The following is a 20523-nucleotide window of genomic DNA, read 5'->3' on the forward strand; positions in this document are numbered from 1 at the left end:
TGGGTGTCGATGCCGCCGACCACCGATATCGAATCTGTCATCCTGATGGTGCTGCCTTCCGTGCGACGCGTGAAGTCAGTGCACGCGCGCGCCGGTCGGAAAGCCGGACAAGACAGTGACGGGACCTTTGGCCGGGCTCCTATGAAGTCACTGGCTCCCGGCCGGCGACGCGCTGAACGACACCGTCCGGGCAGCCGACGATTCAGACCAAAGACAGCCAAGGGACGTCAGTCAAGGGACGGGTCAGACCCCCGAACGGTGCCACCACCATCCTCACTGTCAAGGGTGGCCGAAGGCCATCGCGAAGCGACGCGACGACGAAGGAGGAGCGCCCTTTACAGGCCGGCCCGACACGGAAGGACCATGGGACTGACGGGAAACCCCCCGCGCCCTCCCTGATTCCGCCAAGCCCGGGCCCCCACCCCCCTCAGTGCTCCGGCAGTCGCTCCGACTCCCTCACCAGGGCCGCCAGGACCGGTGCGATCAAGGGGTGGGACTCCGCCCCGCGGCGGGTCGCCGCGAAGACGCGGCGGGTGGCGGCCGGGCCCGAGGCCGGGCCCCCCACCGGGGCCACCGGGCGGACCTGGACCTCCTTGAGGTCCATCCCGCGCAGTGCGGACCGCGGGACCAGGGCGACCCCCGCCCCTGCCCCGACCAGAGCGGTGACCGCCCTGAAGTCGTCCGAGGAGTGCACGAACCGGGGTTGGAAGCCCGCCAGTTCGCACGCCAGCAGCGTCACGTCGTGGCACGGGTTGCCCGGGTACTGGCCCACCCAGTCCGAGTCGGAGAGGTCCGCCAGCGACACCGCCGGGAGGTCGGCCAGCGGGTGCCCCGAGGGGAGCACCGCGTCGAAGGGTTCCGCGTACAGCGGGAGGACCGAGAGGCGGCCGTCGTCGGCGCCCGGGGCGCCCCGGTACTCGACCGCGAGGGCCACGTCGGCCTCGCCGTCCAGCAGCAGCGGCAGGCTCTGGTCGCCCTCCGCGTCCCGGACGCGGAGTCTGATGCCCGGGTGCTCCAGCGCGAGGCGGGCGATGGCCGGGGCCAGTACCTCCGCGATTCCCGTCGCGAAGGCGGCCACTGTGACCTCGCCCGCGGAGCCGCCCGCGTACGCGGCGAGTTCGGCTTCGGCCCGCTCCAGCTGCGCCAGGACCTCGTGGGCGTGCCCGAGGAGGATCTCGCCGGCCGCCGTGAGCCGTACGCCCCGGCCGCTGCGGGTGAGCAGCGTGTGGCCCGTCTCCTGCTCCAGTGCCGCGAGCTGCTGGGAGACGGCGGAGGGGGTGAGGTACAGGGCTGCGGCCGCGGCGGTCACCGTACGGTGGTCCGCCACGGCCCGCAGGATGCGCAGCCGGCGGGGGTCGATCACCCCACCATTGTCTCAGGCCTCCTCGGCCTCCAGCGCCGCCCGGGCGTCCGTGAACGCGGCCACGGCCCGCTCCACGTCCGCCGTCGAGTGGGCCGCCGAGAGCTGGACGCGGATGCGGGCCGCGCCCATCGGGACCACCGGGTAGGAGAAGCCGATCACGTACACGCCGCGCTCCAGCAGCAGCTCCGCCATCCTGGCCGCCTTCGCGGCGTCGCCGATCATCACGGGGGCGATGGCGTGGTCGCCGGGCAGGATCTCGAAGCCGGCCTCGGTCATCTTCGTGCGGAAGAGGGAGGTGTTGGCCGCGAGCTGCTCGCGGAGGTCGCCGGCCGACTCCAGGAGGTCGAGGACCTTCAGCGAGGCCGCGGCGATGACCGGGGCGAGGGAGTTGGAGAAGAGGTACGGGCGCGAGCGCTGGCGCAGCAGCTCGACGATCTCGGCGCGGGCCGCGACGTAGCCGCCGGAGGCACCGCCGAGGGCCTTGCCGAGGGTGCCGGTGATGATGTCGACGCGGTCCATGACCCCGTGCAGTTCGGGGGTGCCGCGGCCGCCGGGGCCGACGAAGCCGACCGCGTGGGAGTCGTCGACCATGACCATGGCGTCGTACCGCTCGGCCAGGTCGCAGATCTCCTGGAGCGGGGCGACGTAGCCGTCCATGGAGAAGACGCCGTCGGTGACGACCAGCTTGCGGCGGGCGCCGCCCTCGGTGGCCTCCTTCAGGCGCGCCTCCAGCTCGGCCATGTCGCGGTTGGCGTAGCGGAAGCGGCGGGCCTTGGAGAGGCGGATGCCGTCGATGATCGAGGCGTGGTTGAGGGCGTCGGAGATGACCGCGTCCTCGGCGCCGAGCAGGGTCTCGAAGACGCCGCCGTTGGCGTCGAAGCAGGAGGAGTAGAGGATCGTGTCCTCCTGGCCGAGGAACGAGGACAGGCGCGCCTCCAGCTCCTTGTGCACCTCCTGGGTACCGCAGATGAAGCGGACCGAGGCCATGCCGTAGCCCCAGCGGTCCAGCGCGTCCTTCGCCGCGGCGACGACCTCGGGGTGGTCGGCGAGGCCGAGGTAGTTGTTGGCGCAGAAGTTGAGCACCTCGCCGGCCTGTCCGCCCGAGGTGACGGCGACGGCGGCGCTCTGCGGGGTGCCGATGACGCGCTCGGGCTTGTGCAGGCCGGCGGAGCGGATCTCGTCGAGGGTGGTGCGGAGGTCTTCGCGGACGGTCTCGAACATACGGGTCTCCTATGCGGCGGAGGGCGGCGAGGGGAAGAGGAGGGGGCCGGACCCCGCGGAGGGGGGAGGGGGTGCGGGGTCCGGCCGTAGGGAGATGGTCTTGTGCGTGCCGACGGCCGACGCCCAGGTCGGGACCCGCCGGGCGGCTTGGCCCGGCCTGGCGGCCGGCCGGGCGGGCTTGGTCAGGCGGCGGAACCCGGAATCCCGCCGCGCTACGGCCGGAGGCCTACGCCGTCCAGTCCAGGATGATCTTGCCGCTGCGGGCGGTCGACGCCTCGTCGAAGGCGGCCTCGAAGTCGCGGTGCGAGTAGCGGCCGGTGATGACCGGGCTCAGGTCGAGGCCGCCCTCCAGGAGCACCGTCATCGCGTACCAGGTCTCGAACATCTCACGGCCGTAGATGCCCTTGATGGTGATCATCGAGGTGACGACCTTCGCCCAGTCCACCGGGAACTCCTGCGCGGGCAGGCCCAGCATGGCGATCCGGCCGCCGTGCGTCATGTTGTCGATCATGTCGCGCATGGCCTCGGCGCGGCCGGACATCTCCAGGCCGATGTCGAAGCCCTCGCGCAGCCCCAGCTGCGCCTGCGCGTCGGCGATGGAGCTCTTCGCGACGTTCACCGCGAGCGTGGCGCCGGCCTTGCGGGCGATCTCCAGGCGCTCGGGGCTGACGTCGGTGATGACCACGTTGCGCGCGCCGGCGTGCCGGGCCACGGCCGCCGCCATGATGCCGATCGGGCCGGCACCGGTGATCAGCACGTCCTCGCCGACCAGCGGGAAGGACAGGGCCGTGTGCACGGCGTTGCCGAACGGGTCGAAGATCGCCGCGACGTCCAGGTCCACCTTGGTGCGGTGCACCCACACGTTCTGCGCGGGCAGCACCACGTACTCGGCGAAGGCGCCGTCCCGGCCGACGCCGAGCCCGATGGTGCTGCGGCACAGGTGGCGGCGGCCGGCCAGGCAGTTGCGGCACTTGCCGCAGACCAGGTGGCCCTCGCCGCTGACGAGCGCGCCGATCTCGATGTCGCGGACGTCCGCGCCGAGCGCCGCGACCTCGCCCACGAACTCGTGGCCCAGTACGAGGGGGGTCTTGACCGCGCCCTGCGCCCAGCCGTCCCAGGCCCGGATGTGCAGGTCGGTTCCGCAGATACCGGTGCGCAGCACCTTGATCAGCACGTCGCCGGGGCCGTATTCGGGCTCGGGAACGTCCATGAGCCACAGTCCGGGCTCGGCCTTGTGCTTGACGAGTGCCTTCATGAGGGTGGCTCCAGGCATGCGGAAGGGGGCGCCACGGGCGTGCGGGCCCGAACGGCGTCGGTGTGGTTGACGTGACCAATCTGCCGATCGGCACGGTGATCAGTCCATCGAGACTTTCTTAAGCGGGTCGACAGCGCAGCTTCACGCCTATGCTCCTCCCTTGACGGGGCAGGGTCCCGGGCTGGCGCTACGGCCCGGGGAAAAGGGGAGGTGAGGGGCGTGCCGAGTCTGCGCAGCAGGGCGCTGTCGGCGGCGCTGATCGCGGCGGGCCGGCGAAGACGGTTCGCGAGCGCCGAGGCGGTACGGAGCCAGGTGGCGCAGTCCGCCCGGCGGCCCGCGTCGCATCTGCCGCCGCGCTCGCTGGGCCGGGTCGCCGACATATCGCGGACGTTCGTCGGGGCCTGGCCGGTGTACGACGTGTCCCCCCGCGGGACCGAGCCCGCGGCGCGGGTCCTGTACGTGCACGGGGGCGGGTTCATCAACGAGCTGGTCCGCCCGCACTGGGCGTTGATCCGGCACCTGGTCACGCACGCGCGGGCACGGGTGGTCGTGCCGGCGTACATTCTGGCGCCGCGCGGGACCGCCGACCGGACGGTCCCGGTCGCCGCCGACCTGCTCAGCGGTCTGATCGAGAGCGGCGGCGCGGGCGGCACGGTGCTCCTCGGGGACTCCGCGGGCGCCGGGCTGGCGCTGGCCGCCGCGCAGCGGCTGCGCGACCGGACCGGGGCGCAGCCCTCCCGGATCGTGCTGATCTCGCCCTGGCTGGACGTGACCGTGAGCCATCCCGACCAGGCGCTGATCGAGGCGGCCGACCCGATGCTGGCCCGCCCGGGGCTGCGCGAGGCCGGGCGGCTGTACGCGGGCACGCTGCCCGCCGACGATCCGCGGGTGAGCCCGTTGCACGGGTCGTTCGCGGGGCTGGCGCCGCTGACGGTGTTCGCCGGGAGCCGGGACGTGCTGGTCACGGACAGCCGGGAGCTGCTGAGCCGGGCCCTGGCGGCCGGGGTGGACGTGGAGTTCCACGAGGAAGAAGGGCTGCCGCACGGGTATCCGCTGATGCCGCTGCCGGAGGGGCGGGCGGCGCGGGAGCGGATCGTACAGCTGATCCGGGCCACGGCGGAGCTGTGAGGGCTACGCCGTGCAGGTCATCAGGGAGCTGACCGGCCAGGCCCGGTACGCCGTCCAGTACGCCTCGTCGCGTACGGGGTCGGCCGGCGGGGTCCGGGTCGGCTGCCAGCCGATGGTGGTGAAGCCCGCCTCCACGGCGGCTTCGGCGAGGTCGGCGTGGGCCCATTCGCGGAACTCGAAGGGCACCGGCGGCTCGGTGAGGAAGTGTGCCTTGAGCAGGGGTGCGTCGCCTTCCGGGAGCCGGTCGAGGATGCGGACTCCGTACGGGGACCAGTCGACGCGGGGGAACGCCCCCGCGTTGGGCACGATGGCGAGGAGTTTGCCCCCGGCGCGCAGGTTGGCGCGGACGGACCGGAACATCGCGTGCAGTGAGGTGCGGTCGGGCGCGTAGTTGAACAGGTAGACGGCTGTGGCGAGGTCGAAGGGGCCGAGGTCGGGAAGGCCCGCGGCGTCGGCGACGAGGTACTCGATGTCCGGCCGGTCCCCGGCCGTCCCGTGTCCGTCCGTGCCGTGTTCGTCCGTCCCGTGTTCGTGCGTCTGGTGCTCGCGGGCCAGTCTGATCATCTCCGCCGAGATGTCCACCCCGACGGTCCGGCGGGCGCCGCCGCGGGCCAGCAGTCGGGTGTTGTAGCCGTATCCGCAGGCCAGGTCGAGGGTGTCGAGTCCGCGTACCCCGCCGAGCTCGTCGAGGGCGCCGAGCAGGGTGTGGGTGTCGGCGGCCGAGAAGGCGGCCGTGGTCTTGGACTCCGCGAAGCGCTCTCCGATGGTGTCGTACTGGTAGCGCATGTTCTGCCTTCCGGTGGCCCGCCGGGGTGTGGGACGCGTGCGTATGGTGCCCCGCGGCGGGACCGGGGGCGTTCGGTACGCCCGTGCGTCCCCCGGACGAGGGAAGCGGTCGGCCTACTGCCGCCGATCGCGTACGGGGCTCAGCGCGATCAGCGCCGGGGCCGAGGGCCGCCCCGAGGGCCGTCCCGAGGGGCTCGGGCACGCGGCCGAAGGAGCGGGACAGCAGCAGCCGGTCCGCGCGGTCGGTGAGGGTGGGGCGGACCCGCTCGGGGCGGGGCGCGGTGCGTTCGATGACGGCGTGCGCCCAGTCGTAGCGGGCCTCCGCGACGAGGAGCTCGGCGTCGGCCGGCTCGGCGTCGGCCGGCTCGGCCGGGGCTTCCCGAGTCGCCGCGCGCACTCCCCGGCGTGCGCCGCCAGCTCGGCCGGCACGCCTGGCGGGTGCTCCCCGCAGAGCAGGCTCACGGCCAGCCAGCGTGCCGGGTACGGGTGCGGGTGCCGGGCGGATGCCCGTACGAGCTCCTCCAATTCGGCGGCGAGCGGCGAGCCGGGCACCGCCCAGGCGTGGCGGGGACCGGGCTTCGGGTGGACGGGTCGGCGCAGCAGATCGGTGACGGTGTCGGCGAGCTGCTCGAGCCCGGTTCCGGTCCGGCCCTCCACCGGTACGACGGGCAGCGCGAGTTCGCGGGCCAGGGCCCCGGGGTCGGGGGTCCGGCCGCGACGGGCGGCGACGTCGGTCATGGTGAGGGCGACGACCACGGGGATCCCGGTGTCGAGGATCTGCGAGAGCAGGTACAGGTTGCGGGCCGGGTTGGCGGCGTCGAGGGTGAAGGCGACCGCGTCGGGCCGCTGTCCGGCCGGGGCCGTCAGCACATCGCGTACGAGTGCCTCGTCCGGGGAGTCGGGCAGCAGGCTGTACGAACCGGGCAGGTCGGCGAGGCGCAGCCGCCCGGAGAGGGTCCGCCAGTCCCCTTGGGCGACGGAGACGGTCTTGCCGGGCCAGTTGCCCACCCGCTGCCGGGCTCCGGTGAGGGCGTTGAAGAGGGTCGACTTGCCGACGTTCGGGTTGCCGGCGAGGGCGACGAGCGGCGCACGCGCGTCGAGCGCCACGCCCGCGTCGCGCGGCATACCCCCGGCGGTGTGGCAGCTCATCGGGCCCACCGCAGTCGCCCGGCCGTGCGGGAGTCCAGTGCCACCCGGGTCTCGCCGAGTCCGACGAGCAGGCCGCCGGTGGCCCCTCGGGCTATGACCGTGACGTCGGCGCCCGGTACGAAGCCGAACTCAAGGAGCCGTCTGCGGCTTCCGCCGTCCTGACCGGCGGCGGGAGCGATCCCCGTGAGGCGTACGGTCGTCCCGGGACGGCTGTCGTTGAGCGACGGCACCGGACCTCCTTCATCGACTCTTCTTAGGCCACCCTGAGCAGAGCCCGGCGGTCCGGCGGGGCGCGCAAAGTCCCCGATCGGCAGGGACCTTCAGCCCGCCCGTCCCGGCCTGGCGTCGGCCGTTCGACCGAGTCCGACCAGGGCGGGCCGCCGGAATCGGATCCCGGGCGGAATGCGTTCGGCGCCCCGGTCCGGAACCTCTTCTTCGCGGGGGAATCCGTTTCCCGACATGGCTGCGGCGCTCGCCGGATTCAGGGCGACGGGAATATCGCGGAGCACGGCAATTCGGACGAGGGCGAGTACGTCGTGCACGTGCGGGGCGGCCCAGAGCGGGTCCCAGAAGAAGACGAGCGAGGTGACATCACCGGAGATCACCATCGAGCCGATCTGCTGGTCACCGCCGCGCGGACCCGACTCAACCGATCTGATCCGCAGGCCCAGTTCGTCTCTGAGCATCCGGGCGGTGGAGCTGGTTCCCACCAGTCCGCACCGGGTCACGACATCGCGGTTGTGCCGCACCCAATTCAGCAGTTCCGATTTCCTCTGGTCATGAGCAACGAGAGCGATCATCAACCGACGCTAACCCGGCTGGATTCCTTCCGCCATTCCGGGGAAACACCGGACGCGCCGCAGGGGTCGAATTCCGAATGGCATGGCCCGGAATCCGATAATCGGCGAGACGGCGCGCTCGTCCCACGGGCGGTGCGGGTGCGACGGCCCGGGCGCATCCTGAAGGGGTGACGGTGAGCCCGGACAACGGCGGCCCCGCCGCCGACGCCACGGCCCGGTTGCTCGCCCGGGCCTCCCTGGACGCCGTGGAGGCCGTCGGCGGGTACGCAGGCGGGGTCTACCTGCGTTCGGAGAGCGAGGACATGCTGCTGCTGGCGGTGCTCGTGGGGCTCCCGGGGCCGCTGTTCCGGCCGTGGTGGCGGATGCAGGTGAACCGTCCCTATCCGGTGGCGGAGGCGTACCGCTCGGGGCAGTCCGTGCACCTGCCCGACGCGGAGGCGGTCATGCAGCGCTTCCCCCAGCTGATGGCCGGCCTGCCCTACCCCTTCGCCTCCCTCTATGAGCCGGTGACCGCCGGGCCCGAGCGGTTCGGGGTGCTGATGGTGCTGCGCGAGGCCACCCCCGACGTCCCGGTCGGGGCGGACGACCGCGAGCGGCTGCGCACGGCGGCGGCCGGGCTGGCCCGGGGGCTCGCCGCGCTCGCGGCGGCCGGGGAGCCGGTGACCTGGGAGGGGGACCCGGTGTTCGTACCGCCGACCGCCCCGGCCCACGGCGCCCGGATGGCCGTGGACCGGCTCACTCAGGCCGTACTGTCCCTGGACCGGCAGGGCGGGATCCGGCTGGCGAACGCGGCCGCCGAGAAGCTGCTCGGCGGCCGCGAGGCCGAGCTGCTGGGGCAGGTGCTGTGGGAGGCGGCGCCCTGGCTGGGGCACCGGGCCTACGAGGAGCACTTCCGGGCCGTCTTCCTCTCCGGCGCGCCGGTGCGCTTCGCGGCCCGGCGCGGCCGGAACCCGCCCGGTGACTGGCTCTCGGTGGACCTGTTCCCGGGGCCCGACGGGGTGACCGTGACGATCGACGCCGCCGAGCGGCCCGGCGACGCCTCCGGGCCGCTGGTCCGGCCGGCCGAGGGACCGGTCTCGGCGACCGACCGGACCTCGGGCCCGTACCGGCCCGTGGCCCTCGCGATCGCGTTGACGGAGGCGGTCACGGCCCGGCAGGTGTCGGCGGTGGTCACGGAGGAGCTGCTGCCCGCCTTCGGCGGCCGCCAGCTGGCGATCTACATGCTCGACGAGCGGCATCTGCACCTCGCCTGGGAGACCGGCTTCCCGCAGGGCTTCCTCGACCGGTTCGACGGCGTCGCCCTGGACGTGCGGCTGCCCGGCGTGGAAACCCTCACCACGGGCCGGCCGCTGTTCTTCGAGTCGATGGAGAACCTCGCCGCCGCCTACCCGGGGATCCCCCTGGACGCGCACGTCGGCGCCCGCGCCTTCCTGCCGCTGATCGCCTCCGGCCGGCCCGTGGGCTCCTGCATCCTCGGCTTCGACGCGCCGCGCGGCTTCAGCGCGGAGGAGCGTACGGTGCTCACCGCGCTCGCCGGACTGATCGCGCAGGCCCTGGCACGGGCGAAGCGCTACGACAACGAGGCCGAGCGGGCGCGCGGTCTACAGGCGGCCCTGCTCCCGCACCGGCTGCCGGTGCGCGAACACGTGGACACGGTGGGCCGGTACCTGCCCGGCACCCTCGGCATGGACGTCGGCGGCGACTGGTACGACGTGATCGACACCGACGGGGGGCTGCTGGCGCTGATCATCGGCGACGTCCAGGGCCATGGCGTGGAGGCCGCGGCGACCATGGGCCAACTGCGCAGCGCCGTACGGGCCTTCGCGCTCAGCGGCAGCACCCCGGAGCAGGTGATGAGCGGTACCAACAGGCTGCTCATCGACCTGGATCCGGGACAGTTCGCCAGCTGCTGCTACGTGTTGCTCGACCCGGCGTCGGGTTCCGCCCGGGCCGTGCGGGCCGGCCACCCCCAGCCGCTGCTGCGCCACCCCGACGGCCGGGCCGAGGTGCTCGACCTGGCCGGCGGGGTGGTGCTCGGCATCGATCCGGGGGCTTCGTACCCGGTCACCGAACTGCGCTTGGCGGTCGGCTCGGTGCTCGCCCTGTACACGGACGGGCTGGTGGAGAAGCCGGGCACCGACATCGACGTCGGCGTGGAGCGGCTGCGCGCGGCGCTGGCGGCGGCCCGGCCGGCCCCGCTGACCGAGACCGCCGACCGGCTGATCGGCGAGGCGGGGAGCTCCGACCGGCCGGACGACATCGCCCTGCTGCTCGCGTCCCGTACGGGCGGGCCCGCGTAGCGGCGCGGCTCAGGCGGCCTTGCCCGCGGTGGCGCGGGCGTACGCGTCACCGGCGAGGAGGGCCTCCGCGACCATCTCCGGGGTCACCGCGAACGGCATGTTGTGCGTGGTCTCGCCCTCGGCGGTGGCCGCGCGGCCGATCGCGAGGAGCTCCTCGCGGTCCGGGTCGACGAGACCGATCTCGGCGAGCGTGGTGGGAAGGCCCACGGCCCGGCTGAACTTCAGGTAGGTGTTCAGCTCGTCGGTGTCCGCGCCCTCCAGGACCAGCTGGGCGAGGGTGCCGATGTTGACCTTCTCGCCGTGCATCATGCCGTGCACCTTGTGCGAGACGGTGAGGCCGTTGTGGATGCCGTGGGCGGCGGCGAGACCGCAGGACTCGAAGCCGAGGCCGGAGAGCAGGGTGTTGGCCTCGGTGACCTTCTCCAGGGCCGGGGTCACCACGTGCTGCTCGGCGGAGATCCGCGCCTGGTGGCCGTACTCCATGAGGGTCTCCCAGCACAGCCGGGCCAGGGCGAGGGAGGCCTCGGTGGCGAGGCCGCCGGCCATCGCGGTGCGGCGCGCGGCGACGCAGACGCGCGCCTCGTACCAGGTGGCGAGCGCGTCGCCCATGCCGGAGACGATGAACCGGCTGGGGGCGCCGGCGACGAGCGCCGTGTCCACGAGGACGAGGTTCGGGTTGCGCTGGAAGAAGGAGTAGCGCTCGAAGGCGCCGTCCTCGGTGTAGATGACGGCCAGCGCGCTGGTGGGGGCGTCGGTGGAGGCGACCGTGGGGGCGCTGACGACGGCGATGTCGTCGAGGGCGTGGCCGACGGCCTTGGCCGTGTCGATGGCGGTGCCGCCGCCGATGCCGACGATCACGTCCGCGCCGACGGCCTTGGCGGCCGCGGCGACCCGGTCGATCTCCTTCTGCGTGCACAGTCCGCCGAAGACCTCCTTGGTCAGCTTGACCCCGGCGGCGGCGAGGGAGTCGGTGACCGCGGAGTCCACGAGGCCCCACACACCCTTGTCGGCGAGTACGACGGCGTTCGAGCCGAGGCGTGCGGTGTGCTCGCCCAGGTCGTTCATCGCTCCGGCGCCCTGGACGTATTTCGCGGGGCTGATCAGCATGCGGGTACCGACAGTCTTCACGGCGAAACCTCCTGATTGGGAACTCATTTCCGCTCCTGCATTTCATCCCTATCACGGATCAGCGGATTGACCGCAATGCACGCGGAATGTATGGATCAACGGCTCCAGAGGGGCCCTTCCGCGCCCGGATCCGGGACCAACGACCCGCCCCCTGCTAGGTATGACACCGGGTAACGTGCCTGGCAGGCGGCCTGGAAGAGGGAGCGGAATTCCCGTTTCCCGCTTTCATTTCCGCATTCCAGAAATCAGGAGAGAGGCTCCCGTGAAGAAGCTCATCAATTCCCCGGAGAGTGTCGTCGCCGACGCTCTGAACGGAATGGCAGCCGCCCATCCGGAGCTGTCGGTGGAAGCGGAGAGGGGCATCGTCACGCGGGCCGGCGGGCCGGCGGCCGGAAGGGTCGCCCTGCTCTCCGGCGGCGGCAGCGGGCACGAGCCGCTGCACGCCGGCTTCGTCGGCCGCGGCATGCTGGCGGGCGCCGTGGCCGGGCCGGTCTTCACCTCGCCGGTGCCGGACACCATCGCGGCGGCGACGGCCGCCGTCGACTCCGGCGCGGGCGTCCTGCACATCGTGAAGAACTACACCGGGGACATCCTCAACTTCACGATGGCCGCGGAGGACTGCGAGGACGAGGGCGTCAAGGTCGAGCAGGTCGTCGTCGACGACGACGTCGCGGTGACCGCGGCGGAGGGCGGGCCGGGCCGCCGCGGCACCGGCGCGACCCTGTTCGTGGAGAAGATCGCGGGCGCGCTGGCGGAGGAGGGCGCGACGCTCGCCGAGGTCGCCGCGGTCGCCCGCAAGGTCAACAGCCGCTCGCGCAGCTACGGGGTGGCGCTGTCCTCGTGCACCACACCCGCGAAGGGCAGCCCCAACTTCGAGCTGGGCGCGGACGAGATCGAGCTCGGCATCGGCATCCACGGCGAGCCCGGCCGCGAGCGCCGCACCGTGATGACCGCCGCCGAGACGGCCGGGGCGATGCTCGACGCGATCCTCGCCGACCTCCCCGAGGCGGCGGGCGCGCCGGTGATCCTGCTGGTCAACGGGCTCGGCGGGACACCGCCGATCGAGCTGTACGTGATGCGCGCCGAGGCCGGGCGGGTCCTCGCCGAACGCGGGATCACCGTGGCCCGCTCGCTGGTCGGCTCCTACGTCACCAGCCTGGACATGGCCGGCTGCACCTTCACCCTGTGCCGTGCGGACGACGAGCTGCTGCGCCTGTGGGACGCGCCGGTCGACACCCCGTCCCTGCGCTGGGGCTGCTGAACCCGTTCGCCACACCCGCTTTCCGTTCCGAGGAGCCATCCCCATGACGACCACGTCGACCACCACTCCCGCGCCCGTTCTGGACACCGCCTACTTCCGTCGCTGGCTCGCCGAGACCGACCGTCTCGTACGCCGTGACAGCGCGCGCCTCACCGAGCTCGACGCCGTCATCGGCGACGGGGACCACGGGGCGAACCTCGTACGGGGCTTCGGCGCCGTCGGGGCCGCCGTGGCCGAGGCCCGGCCCGAGACCCCCGGGGAGCTGCTCACCCTGGCCGGGAGCACGCTGACCAACACCGTGGGCGGCGCGTCCGGCCCGCTGTTCGGGACGGCGCTGCGCCGCACCGGCAAGGTGCTCGGCGCCACCGCCGTCCCGACGGGTGCCGAGCTGGCGGACGCGCTGGGGGCGGGCCTGAAGTCCGTACAGAAGCTGGGCGGTGCGGAGGTCGGCGACGCGACGCTGGTGGACGCGCTGGCTCCGGGCATCGCGGCGCTGTCCGATGCCGCCGGGGCGGGCCGCCCGCTGCGGGAGGCCCTGGACGAGGCGTGCCGGGCGGCGCGCGCGGGCGCGGACGGCACGGCCGCGCTCCAGGCCCGCAAGGGGCGGGCCAGTTACCTGGGCGAGCGGAGCGTCGGCCACCAGGACGCCGGGGCCAACTCGGTGGCCCTGCTGATGGAGGCCCTGCGTACGGCGGTCGACGCCACCGAGGTCCCGGCAGGAGCGGAGCCGGGCCCGGTCGCGGAGTCGGTCGCGGAGGCCGTCGCGCAGCCGGTCGCGGAGGCCGTCGCCGCATCGGACCCCGGCACCGAGCCCGCGCGCGGGACCCGTACGGGCCGCGTCGGGGTGGTCCTGGTGTCGCACAGCGCCAAGGTCGCCGCGTCCGTGGCCGAACTGTCGGGCGCCCTGCTCGGTTCCGTCGACCCCGCCCCGCTCGCGGTCGCGGGCGGCACCCCGGACGGCGGCATCGGCACGAGCGCGGACCTGATCCTGGCCGCCGCCCGCGAGGTGGACGAGGGCCACGGCGTGGCGGTGCTGTGCGACATGGGCAGCGCGGTGCTGACCCTCAAGTCGCTGCTCGCCGAGAGCCCTTCGCCGCTGCCGGCCGACACCCGGATCGTGGACGCGCCGTTCCTGGAGGGCGCCATGGCCATCACCCTGACCGCGGCGATCGGCGGCGACCTCGACTCGGTCCTCGCGGCGGCCGAGGACGCCCGGCAGTACCGCAAGCGCTGAACGCATCGGGTCGGATGCCGCATGCCGGACAACCCCCCTGACGGGGTGTCCGGCATGCGGGCGCCGTCCGGCAAAGCGGAGGGAAATTCTTCGGCGGGTGAGCTGCGGTTCCCGCACCCGCCCCTCATGCCGTCTTAACACGGCCTTTACGCCGTATCGGGTGCCCGGCAGCGCCCGGGACGACGGAATCCGCAGGTGAACAGCTATTGACCTGCGGATCTCGCGGGGATTGCATGTCGGCCCGGGAGCCACGGAACCACTTGCTCACCACCGCCCCGGAGGCGATACAGCTCCCCCGCTCATTCCCCGCACCTGCCGATCGGAACACCGCACCGATGACTGACACGATCAGCGCACCACAGGCCCTCTCCCCCGAGACCGGGCCCGTCCCCCAGAAGCTCAAGCGTTCCATCGGCGTCGTCGGCGGCACTCTGCTGACGCTCTCGTGCGTGACGCCCGCCTCGACCCTCTTCGTCGTCGTGCCCGACCTGTTCGCCGGTCTCGGCACCTGGACGGCCCTGACCATCGCGATCGGCTCGCTGCTCTGTATCGGCGTCGCGTTCTGCTACTCGGAGCTCGGGACGCTCATCCCCAGCGCCGGCGGCGAGTACGCGATGGTCTCCACCCTGGCCGGCCGGCTCGCCGGGTGGCTCGTCTTCGTCCTGTCCCTGCTGGTCGTCATGATCGTGCCGCCCGTGATCGCCATGGGCACGGCCGACTACCTCGCCCCCGTGGTGGAGATACCGGCGCCGGTCGCCGGTGGCGCCGTGATGCTGCTCGCCACCCTCGCCGGCCTCCTCGACCTGCGGGCCAACGCCTGGATCACCGGTGTGTTCCTGGTGCTCGAAGTGGTCGCCGCGGCGCTCGTCGCCGTACTGGGCTTCGCGCACAGCGAGCGCGGCGCCGACGCGCTCGTGCACGGCACGGTCGCGGCCGAGGGCGGCGGCATCTCCGCGGTCACCGCGGGGATGGTCGTCTCCGGGCTCGCCATCGCCCTGTTCGTCACCCAGGGCTTCTCGACGGCCGTCTACCTCTCGGAGGAGCTGGAGAACCCGAAGCGCAACGTGGCCCGCACGGTGCTCGCCACCCTCGCCATCTCCAGCGCCGTCATCCTGGTCCCGGTCATCGCCATCACGATGGGCGCCCCCGACCTGGAGGCGCTGGCCGCCGGTGACCTCGGCGGGATGGTGACCGCCTGGTCCAACTCCGCCGTCGGCACCTTCGTCAGCCTCTGCGTGGCCCTCGCCATCGTCAACGCGGGCATCGTCATGGTCATCCAGAACTCCCGCGTGCTGTTCGCCTCCGCCCGCGACCGCGCCTGGCCGATGCCGGTGAACAACGCGCTGGCCAAGCTGGGCCGCTTCGGCTCCCCGTGGGTGGCCACCCTGGTCGTCGGAGTCCCGGGTGCTGCGCTGTGCTTCGTCAACCTCGACACCCTGTACGGCGTCACCGGCGTCTCCGTGACCGGCATGTACCTGCTCGTCGCGATCGCCGCGCTGTTCAGCCGGCGCGGGGCGCACGGCCAGACGGCCGCCTGGCGGATGCCTCTGTGGCCGGCCGTACCGATCGTGCTGATCGCGGTGTTCGCGTACATCCTGACCCAGCAGGAGGTCCAGTTCCTGCTGTGGACCGGCGGGATCACCGCTGTGGCCACGCTGTACTGGGCGCTGTACCTGCGCCCGCGCCAGGACACGCGCTGGCTCGTCAGCATCCCGGAGGACGGCCAGGGCCCGGCCGCGTAGTACGAGTCCGCGTTCCGCCCGTCCCGACACCGCGGGCCGCGTGCACCTCCACCGGGGAGGGGCGCGCGGCCCGCGCGCGTACGGGGGCCGGCGGGCCGCCGGTCAGCCGCCGCCCAGGGTGAGCGCGGTGTTCACGAGTCCGACGTGGCTGAACGCCTGCGGGTAGTTGCCGAGTTGGCGTCCGGCGACGGGGTCGTACTCCTCGGCGAGCAGGCCCACGTCGTTGCGTACGGCCAGCAGCCGCTCGAAGAGGTCACGGGCCTCCTTCTCCCGGCCCGTCATGTGCAGGGCGTCGGCCAGCCAGAACGAGCAGGCCAGGAAGGCCCCTTCGCCGCCGGGCAGTCCGTCGACGGCCGGCCCTTCGATGCTGTAGCGGCGGACCAGCCCGCTGCTGCCGAGTTCCGCGCGCACGGCGTCCACCGTGCCGATGACGCGCGGGTCGTCGGGCGGCAGGAAGCCGACCCTGGGGATGAGCAGGGTCGCCGCGTCGAGTTCGCTCGAGCCGTAGTACTGGGTGAAGGTGCCGCGTTCGGCATCGAAGCCGTTCTCGCACACATCGCGGTGCACCGCTTCGCGCATGGCCCGGAAGCGCTCCACGTCGCCGTCGAGCGAGGGGTCGTGCTCCAGCGTGCGCACGGCCCGGTCGGCGGCGACCCAGGCCATCACCTTGGAGTGCACGAAGTGGCGGCGCGGGCCGCGGACCTCCCACAGCCCTTCGTCGGGGCGGTGCCAGTTGCGCTCCAGGAAGTCGAGGAGCGCGAGCTGGATGCGCCAGGAGTGGTGCTCGGCGGGCAGCCCGGCGGACCTGGCCAGGTGGAGGGAGTCCATGACCTCCCCGTACACGTCGAGCTGGAGCTGGTCGACGGCGGCGTTGCCGACCCGGACGGGCGCGGAGCCGGCGTAGCCGCGCAGCCACGGCAGCTCGGCCTCGGGGATCCGGCGCTCGCCCGCGAGCCCGTACATGATCTGGAGGTCGGCGGGATCACCCGCGACCGCGCGCAGCAGCCACCTGCGCCAGGCGCGGGCCTCGTCGAGGAAGCCGGTGGCGATGAGCGAGTCCAGGGTGAGGGTGGAGTCGCGCAGCCAGCAGTAGCGGTAGTCCCAGTTGCGGACGCCGCCGATCTCCTCGGGCAGGGAGGTGGTGGCCGCGGCGGCGATGCCGCCGGTCGGGGCGTAGGTGAGGGCCTTGAGGGTGATCAGGGAGCGGGTGACCGCTTCCCGGTACGGGCCCTCGTAGCGGCACTGGGAGGTCCACTCCCGCCAGTCGTCGAGGCTCTGCTCCAGGGCCGCGAACGGGTCGACGGGTTCGGGGCGCGGCTGGTGGGAGGGGTGCCAGGTGAGCACGAAGGCGACGCGCTGTCCGGCGGCGATCGGGAACTGGGAGCGGGTGCTGTTCTCCTCGCCCCAGGTGCGGACCGGGGGTTCGCTGCGGAACCAGGCGGAGTCCGGTCCGGCGACGGCGACGCGGTCGCCGTCGCCGTCGCTGCGCCGCACCCAGGGGACGACGTGGCCGTAGTCGAACCGCAGGCGCAGGGTGCTGCGCATCCTGACCCGGCCGGAGACGCCCTCGACGATGCGGATCACGTCGGGGGCGACGTCGCGCTGCGGCATGAAGTCGATGACCTTGACGGTGCCGGTGTCCGTCTCCCAGTACGACTCCAGGATCAGCGAGCCGTCCACATAGGCCCTGCGGGTGCACCGCTCGCTGTCGAGGGCCGCGAGCGGTGCGATGCGCCAGTGGCCGTTCTCCTCGTCGCCGAGGAGTTTCGCGAAGCATGCGCCGGAGTCGAAGCGCGGCAGGCACAGCCAGTCGATGGACCCGTCGCGGCCGACCAGTCCGCTGGTCATCAGATCGCCGATGAGTGCGTAGTCTTCGATGGGTTGTGTCATTTGTGCGATCTTCCCCCAAATGCCCGGAGTCAATCAGCTCGGACCCCGGACACCCGCCGGTGCACTAAGACCTGATCCGTAATGACGCGTTGTCGATCTTGAGGTTGTCGAGGACGGCGACGGCGCGGGGTGGTGTCGTTGATCGCGGCCCCTCGGCGCCGGCGCTGGCGCAGGGCGCGGTAGTCCTTGAGGCGGGCGATGCCGTGTTCGGCCCATGCCCGCCGCCTGGCGAACGGCTTGCTCTTGTTCCGGCTGGTGAGGACTCCGGGGCGCTGCGGTACGCGCCGTCTCTGATGGTCAGCCGGTGTCCGGCGATCTGCTGGGTCATGGTGGCGCGGAAGACGACGATGTCGTTGCGGTTGCCGGGCCAGGCGTCGCCGACGGCGATGACGCGCGGGTCGCTCACGCGGAAGGCGAACTGCACGTTGACGCTGCGGCGGTAGCTCTTTGAGCCGGCGGTACAAGGTCGACGCGTTCTGGGCGGCGAAGCACGAGCGCGACCGTGACGGGATGAAGGCCGTACGGCAGCGTCTCGGCCTGTCCCGTGAGGCCCTGGAACGTTCCGCGTACAAGCACCTCGAAGGCGCCGGGCACCTCAAGCACCACGCGTCGAAGGCCCTTGCGATGCACATGGCCGATGAGGTGTGGAACGGGGTGCAGCGGCACCTGTTCCCCGACGCCACAGGCCAGCGCTTCGGACGCCCGAAGACCGGGCGCTGGCACGACTTCACACGTATTCCCGGCCGCGCCCGCTCCCACACCACCGTCAACAAGTGGGAGACCTTTCGCCTCGCCGGCACTCTCCACGGCCACGCCATGACCTACACCGGCGGCGGCCGGCATCCCCTGATGCAGCCCCGGCGGATGCCCAAGCCCGTACTTCCGACCAGCAGTGTGCCCACCGGAAAGACCACCGCGTCCGGTAAGCCGCTGATGCGTAAGGCAACGTGGTGGGACCACACCGGCGCCCTCGCCGTGGTGTTCGCGGGCGGCCCCTACTCCAGCGCGGGTGACCTCGTGCTCCCGGTGCGGGTGCCGCAACAGCCCGGCCAGTACGCCCGCGTCGAGCACTTCCTCACCAACCCCGGCCGCTGGCACAAGGTCGACCTCGTCCGCCGTCGGAAGGCGTCCGCGCCGGGCGGCTGGGCGTACGAGGCGCACCTGATGATCCTCGGCCCCGGCTACACCGCCCCCGCCATACGGCAGATGCGCGAACAGGCCGCCGCCCTGGACCGAATCGGTGGCGTGGACGGCAACGTCTCCAACCTGTCCGTCGTGTCCTTCCCGATGAACCTGGACCCCACCACGGGCGCCCCGGCGTCCACCGAAATCGTGCTCACCGACGCCGAGCGCGCCCGGCTGGACGGAGTACCGAAGCAGGCGTTCCGGCGGGACAAGCTGTCCACGGCCTACCGGAAGACGCGGGCCCGTCAGGCCGAACACGCAGCCAGCGCAGCCGAACACCGCCGTCACCGTGCCCGCAACCCGGCCCGTCAGATCATCGCCGCCCACGGCCCCGTGCTCGTGGTGGAGGACTGCGACATCCGCACCTGGTACCGGCTGTGGGGCAAACGCCTCTCCCAGACCACGCCCGGCCTGCTCATCACCGCCCTCGACCGCGAATGCCGGGCAGCGGGCGGACGGCTCGTACGGGCCTCCACCTGGTCAACGGCCCTGTCCCAGCACTGCCTGTGCGGTGAGCCCGTGAAGAAGACGCTGCGGGACCGGGAACACCAGTGCACCGCCTGCGGCCTCGTCGGCAAGAGAGACCTTGTGTCCGCCGCGCTCGCCGTGTTCGTCCGCCTCACCGACGTGGACGACCCCAAGACCGCACACCTGGACACCACCATGTCCCGGCACGCACAGATCGTATTTTCCGAAGGGCTGGAAGAAGCCCTGCGTGAGTCAACCACACCGTGCCAGAACACCTCTCGGGGTGCTGGTCGCGTGGCAGTTCCGCCCCAGCGCGGGACCTCTGCTCACCGAACTGCCGGAAAGCGGCCCCGAGCAACCCCGGATGAGACACGCCCCGTGCGTGACCACGCCGGAAAGCCCGGACGCCGCCCCGGACGCAATCCACAGCTCACCCTCTGGTGAATTGCGGATCAAGTTTTAGCCGCGTACGAGGAGCAGCGCGCCCGCGAGGACGATGCCGACGGCCAGGGCGAGGGCTCCGTGGCTGAGCCGGTGGGCGCGCAGGACGGGCAGGAAGCGGTCGAAGGCGTACCGCCCGGGGCCGGTGAGGGCGAGGGCCGTGGCGGCCGCCGTCAGGAGGATCTCGTACTCGATGCCCTGCGGGGCGAAGAAGGATCCGGCGCCGTGGACGGCGATGGCGTTGATGAGGGTGCCGACGACGGCCGCGCCGGCGAGCGGGGTGAGCAGCCCCACGGCGAGGCCGAGGCCGCCGAGGGTCTCGGTCAGGCCGGCGAGGACGGCCATGGCGTCACCGGCGGGATAGCCGCTGGCGGTGAAGAACTTGCCCGTACCGCTGATGCCGCCGCCCCCGAACCAGCCGAAGAGCTTCTGGGCGCCGTGGGCGGCCATGGTCAGCCCGAGGACGAGGCGCAGGATCAGCAGGCCGACATCGTGGCCGGGGGTGGAGAGGGCCGCGGGGAGGGCCGGGGCCGCGGTGGAGGCCGAGGGCTTCATCGTGGCGGTGGGGGTGCTCATGGGGGGATCCTTCCAGGTTGTTCAAATTCGAACCGCAGGTACAGACCCTAGCCAGTGATTCAAATTCGAACAACCCGTGTAGGGTGGGGCCATGGCTGAAACGAGATGGCTGGACGACCGTGAGATGCGGGCCTGGAGCGGGTTCCTGGCCGCGTCCGCCCTGGTGAACCGGCGCCTCGACCAGCAGCTCAAGGACGACTCCGGGCTCTCGCACCCGCAGTACGAGATCCTCGTACGGCTCGCGGCGGCCCCCGGGCGCGAGCTGCGGATGACGGAGCTCGCGAACGGCCTGATCAACTCCAAGAGCGGGCTGACCTACCAGGTCACCCAGCTGGAGAAGGCCGGCCTGGTCCGGCGCCGCAGCTGCCCCTCCGACGTCCGCGGGGTCTTCGCCGTCCTCACCGACGCGGGCGCGGCCAAGCTGGAGGCGGCCGCGCCGGGGCACGTGGCGACCGTCCGGGAGGCCCTCGTGGACGTCTTGACCCCGGCGCAGCTGGACGCGCTCGCCGACGGGCTGGGCGAGGTCGGCCGCCGGCTGCGGGCGCAGGGCGCGTAGCGTCCCGCGGTAGCGGGGGCCGTCATCGGGGTATAAGGGG

The 20523-nt window shown here is 72.7% G+C and carries 18 protein-coding genes; 7 read left to right on the plus strand and 11 right to left on the minus strand.

The genetic code is table 11. From position 1 onward, the window contains the following. Positions 1-427 precede the first annotated feature (427 nt). The 3 genes from AB0O21_RS10655 to tdh all read right to left on the minus strand — a co-directional run bounded on the left by AB0O21_RS10655 (position 428) and on the right by tdh (position 3839). Positions 428-1363 (minus strand): LysR substrate-binding domain-containing protein, encoded by a 936-nt coding sequence (locus AB0O21_RS10655; RefSeq protein ID WP_365168882.1) that lies wholly within the window; start codon positions 1361-1363, stop codon positions 428-430. 12 nt (positions 1364-1375) lie between these two features. Further along, positions 1376-2584 (minus strand): glycine C-acetyltransferase, encoded by a 1209-nt coding sequence (locus tag AB0O21_RS10660; protein WP_365168884.1) that lies wholly within the window; start codon positions 2582-2584, stop codon positions 1376-1378. 226 nt (positions 2585-2810) lie between these two features. Further along, positions 2811-3839 carry an L-threonine 3-dehydrogenase gene (gene tdh, locus AB0O21_RS10665; protein WP_365168886.1) on the minus strand — a complete coding sequence of 343 codons (1029 nt, stop codon included), beginning with the start codon at positions 3837-3839 and terminating at the stop codon, positions 2811-2813. Between the two features lie 219 nt (positions 3840-4058). On the opposite strand from tdh, the gene AB0O21_RS10670 reads away from it, so the two are divergent. After that, positions 4059-4967, plus strand: a complete 909-nt coding sequence (locus tag AB0O21_RS10670) for an alpha/beta hydrolase fold domain-containing protein (protein WP_365168888.1) — start codon at positions 4059-4061, stop codon at positions 4965-4967. Positions 4968-4970: 3 nt separating this feature from the next. Here AB0O21_RS10670 and AB0O21_RS10675 read toward each other — a convergent pair whose 3' ends face one another. From AB0O21_RS10675 to AB0O21_RS10690, 4 genes are all read right to left on the minus strand, one after another. Further along, positions 4971-5753, minus strand: a complete 783-nt coding sequence (locus AB0O21_RS10675) for a class I SAM-dependent methyltransferase (protein WP_365168891.1) — start codon at positions 5751-5753, stop codon at positions 4971-4973. Between the two features lie 114 nt (positions 5754-5867). Continuing rightward, positions 5868-6902 (minus strand): FeoB small GTPase domain-containing protein, encoded by a 1035-nt coding sequence (locus tag AB0O21_RS10680; RefSeq protein ID WP_365168893.1) that lies wholly within the window; start codon positions 6900-6902, stop codon positions 5868-5870. Next, positions 6899-7132 (minus strand): FeoA family protein, encoded by a 234-nt coding sequence (locus AB0O21_RS10685; protein WP_365168895.1) that lies wholly within the window; start codon positions 7130-7132, stop codon positions 6899-6901. Before AB0O21_RS10685 ends, AB0O21_RS10680 begins: the two co-directional genes overlap by 4 nt. A 90-nt stretch (positions 7133-7222) precedes the next feature. After that, positions 7223-7702: a methylglyoxal synthase gene (locus tag AB0O21_RS10690; protein ID WP_365168897.1), complete on the minus strand. Its 480-nt coding sequence runs from the start codon at positions 7700-7702 to the stop codon at positions 7223-7225. A 173-nt stretch (positions 7703-7875) separates the two neighbouring features. Here AB0O21_RS10690 and AB0O21_RS10695 point away from each other — a divergent pair, with 173 nt between their 5' ends. After that, positions 7876-10002 (plus strand): SpoIIE family protein phosphatase, encoded by a 2127-nt coding sequence (locus AB0O21_RS10695; RefSeq protein WP_365169433.1) that lies wholly within the window; start codon positions 7876-7878, stop codon positions 10000-10002. Between the two features lie 9 nt (positions 10003-10011). Here the strand turns inward: AB0O21_RS10695 and AB0O21_RS10700 are convergent, their stop codons facing one another. Next, the gene (locus tag AB0O21_RS10700; protein WP_365168900.1) at positions 10012-11130 is read right to left on the minus strand and encodes a glycerol dehydrogenase; all 1119 of its coding nucleotides are present in this window, start codon (positions 11128-11130) and stop codon (positions 10012-10014) included. 262 nt (positions 11131-11392) lie between these two features. On the opposite strand from AB0O21_RS10700, the gene dhaK reads away from it, so the two are divergent. The 3 genes from dhaK (at position 11393) to AB0O21_RS10715 (ending at position 15367) form a co-directional block, all read left to right on the plus strand. Beyond that, the gene (dhaK, locus tag AB0O21_RS10705) at positions 11393-12391 is read left to right on the plus strand and encodes a dihydroxyacetone kinase subunit DhaK (RefSeq protein WP_365168902.1); all 999 of its coding nucleotides are present in this window, start codon (positions 11393-11395) and stop codon (positions 12389-12391) included. 43 nt (positions 12392-12434) lie between these two features. After that, the gene (dhaL, locus tag AB0O21_RS10710) at positions 12435-13625 is read left to right on the plus strand and encodes a dihydroxyacetone kinase subunit DhaL (RefSeq protein WP_365168905.1); all 1191 of its coding nucleotides are present in this window, start codon (positions 12435-12437) and stop codon (positions 13623-13625) included. Positions 13626-13960: 335 nt separating this feature from the next. Beyond that, a complete protein-coding gene (locus tag AB0O21_RS10715) occupies positions 13961-15367 on the plus strand; it encodes an APC family permease (protein WP_365168907.1) in 1407 nt (468 codons plus the stop codon). Positions 15368-15469: 102 nt separating this feature from the next. Here AB0O21_RS10715 and AB0O21_RS10720 read toward each other — a convergent pair whose 3' ends face one another. Beyond that, entirely contained in the window at positions 15470-17257 is a 1788-nt protein-coding gene (locus AB0O21_RS10720) for a glycoside hydrolase family 15 protein (RefSeq protein ID WP_365168910.1), read from the minus strand. Positions 17258-17321: 64 nt separating this feature from the next. Next, on the minus strand, positions 17322-17681 hold the full coding sequence (locus AB0O21_RS10725; RefSeq protein WP_365168912.1) for a hypothetical protein: 360 nt from the start codon (positions 17679-17681) through the stop codon (positions 17322-17324). Positions 17682-17704: 23 nt separating this feature from the next. Between AB0O21_RS10725 and AB0O21_RS10730 the strand changes: the two genes are divergently transcribed. Beyond that, the gene (locus AB0O21_RS10730) at positions 17705-19354 is read left to right on the plus strand and encodes a transposase (RefSeq protein ID WP_365168914.1); all 1650 of its coding nucleotides are present in this window, start codon (positions 17705-17707) and stop codon (positions 19352-19354) included. Between the two features lie 15 nt (positions 19355-19369). Here AB0O21_RS10730 and AB0O21_RS10735 read toward each other — a convergent pair whose 3' ends face one another. Beyond that, positions 19370-19906, minus strand: coding sequence for a DoxX family membrane protein (locus tag AB0O21_RS10735; protein ID WP_365169436.1), 537 nt, complete (start codon positions 19904-19906; stop codon positions 19370-19372). 112 nt (positions 19907-20018) lie between these two features. Here AB0O21_RS10735 and AB0O21_RS10740 point away from each other — a divergent pair, with 112 nt between their 5' ends. Continuing rightward, positions 20019-20483: a MarR family transcriptional regulator gene (locus tag AB0O21_RS10740; protein ID WP_365168916.1), complete on the plus strand. Its 465-nt coding sequence runs from the start codon at positions 20019-20021 to the stop codon at positions 20481-20483. The last annotated feature ends 40 nt before the right edge of the window (positions 20484-20523 follow it).

Origin of the sequence: Streptomyces sp. NPDC091371 (genome assembly GCF_040684275.1) — a bacterium.
Taxonomy (GTDB): Bacteria; Actinomycetota; Actinomycetes; order Streptomycetales; family Streptomycetaceae; genus Streptomyces.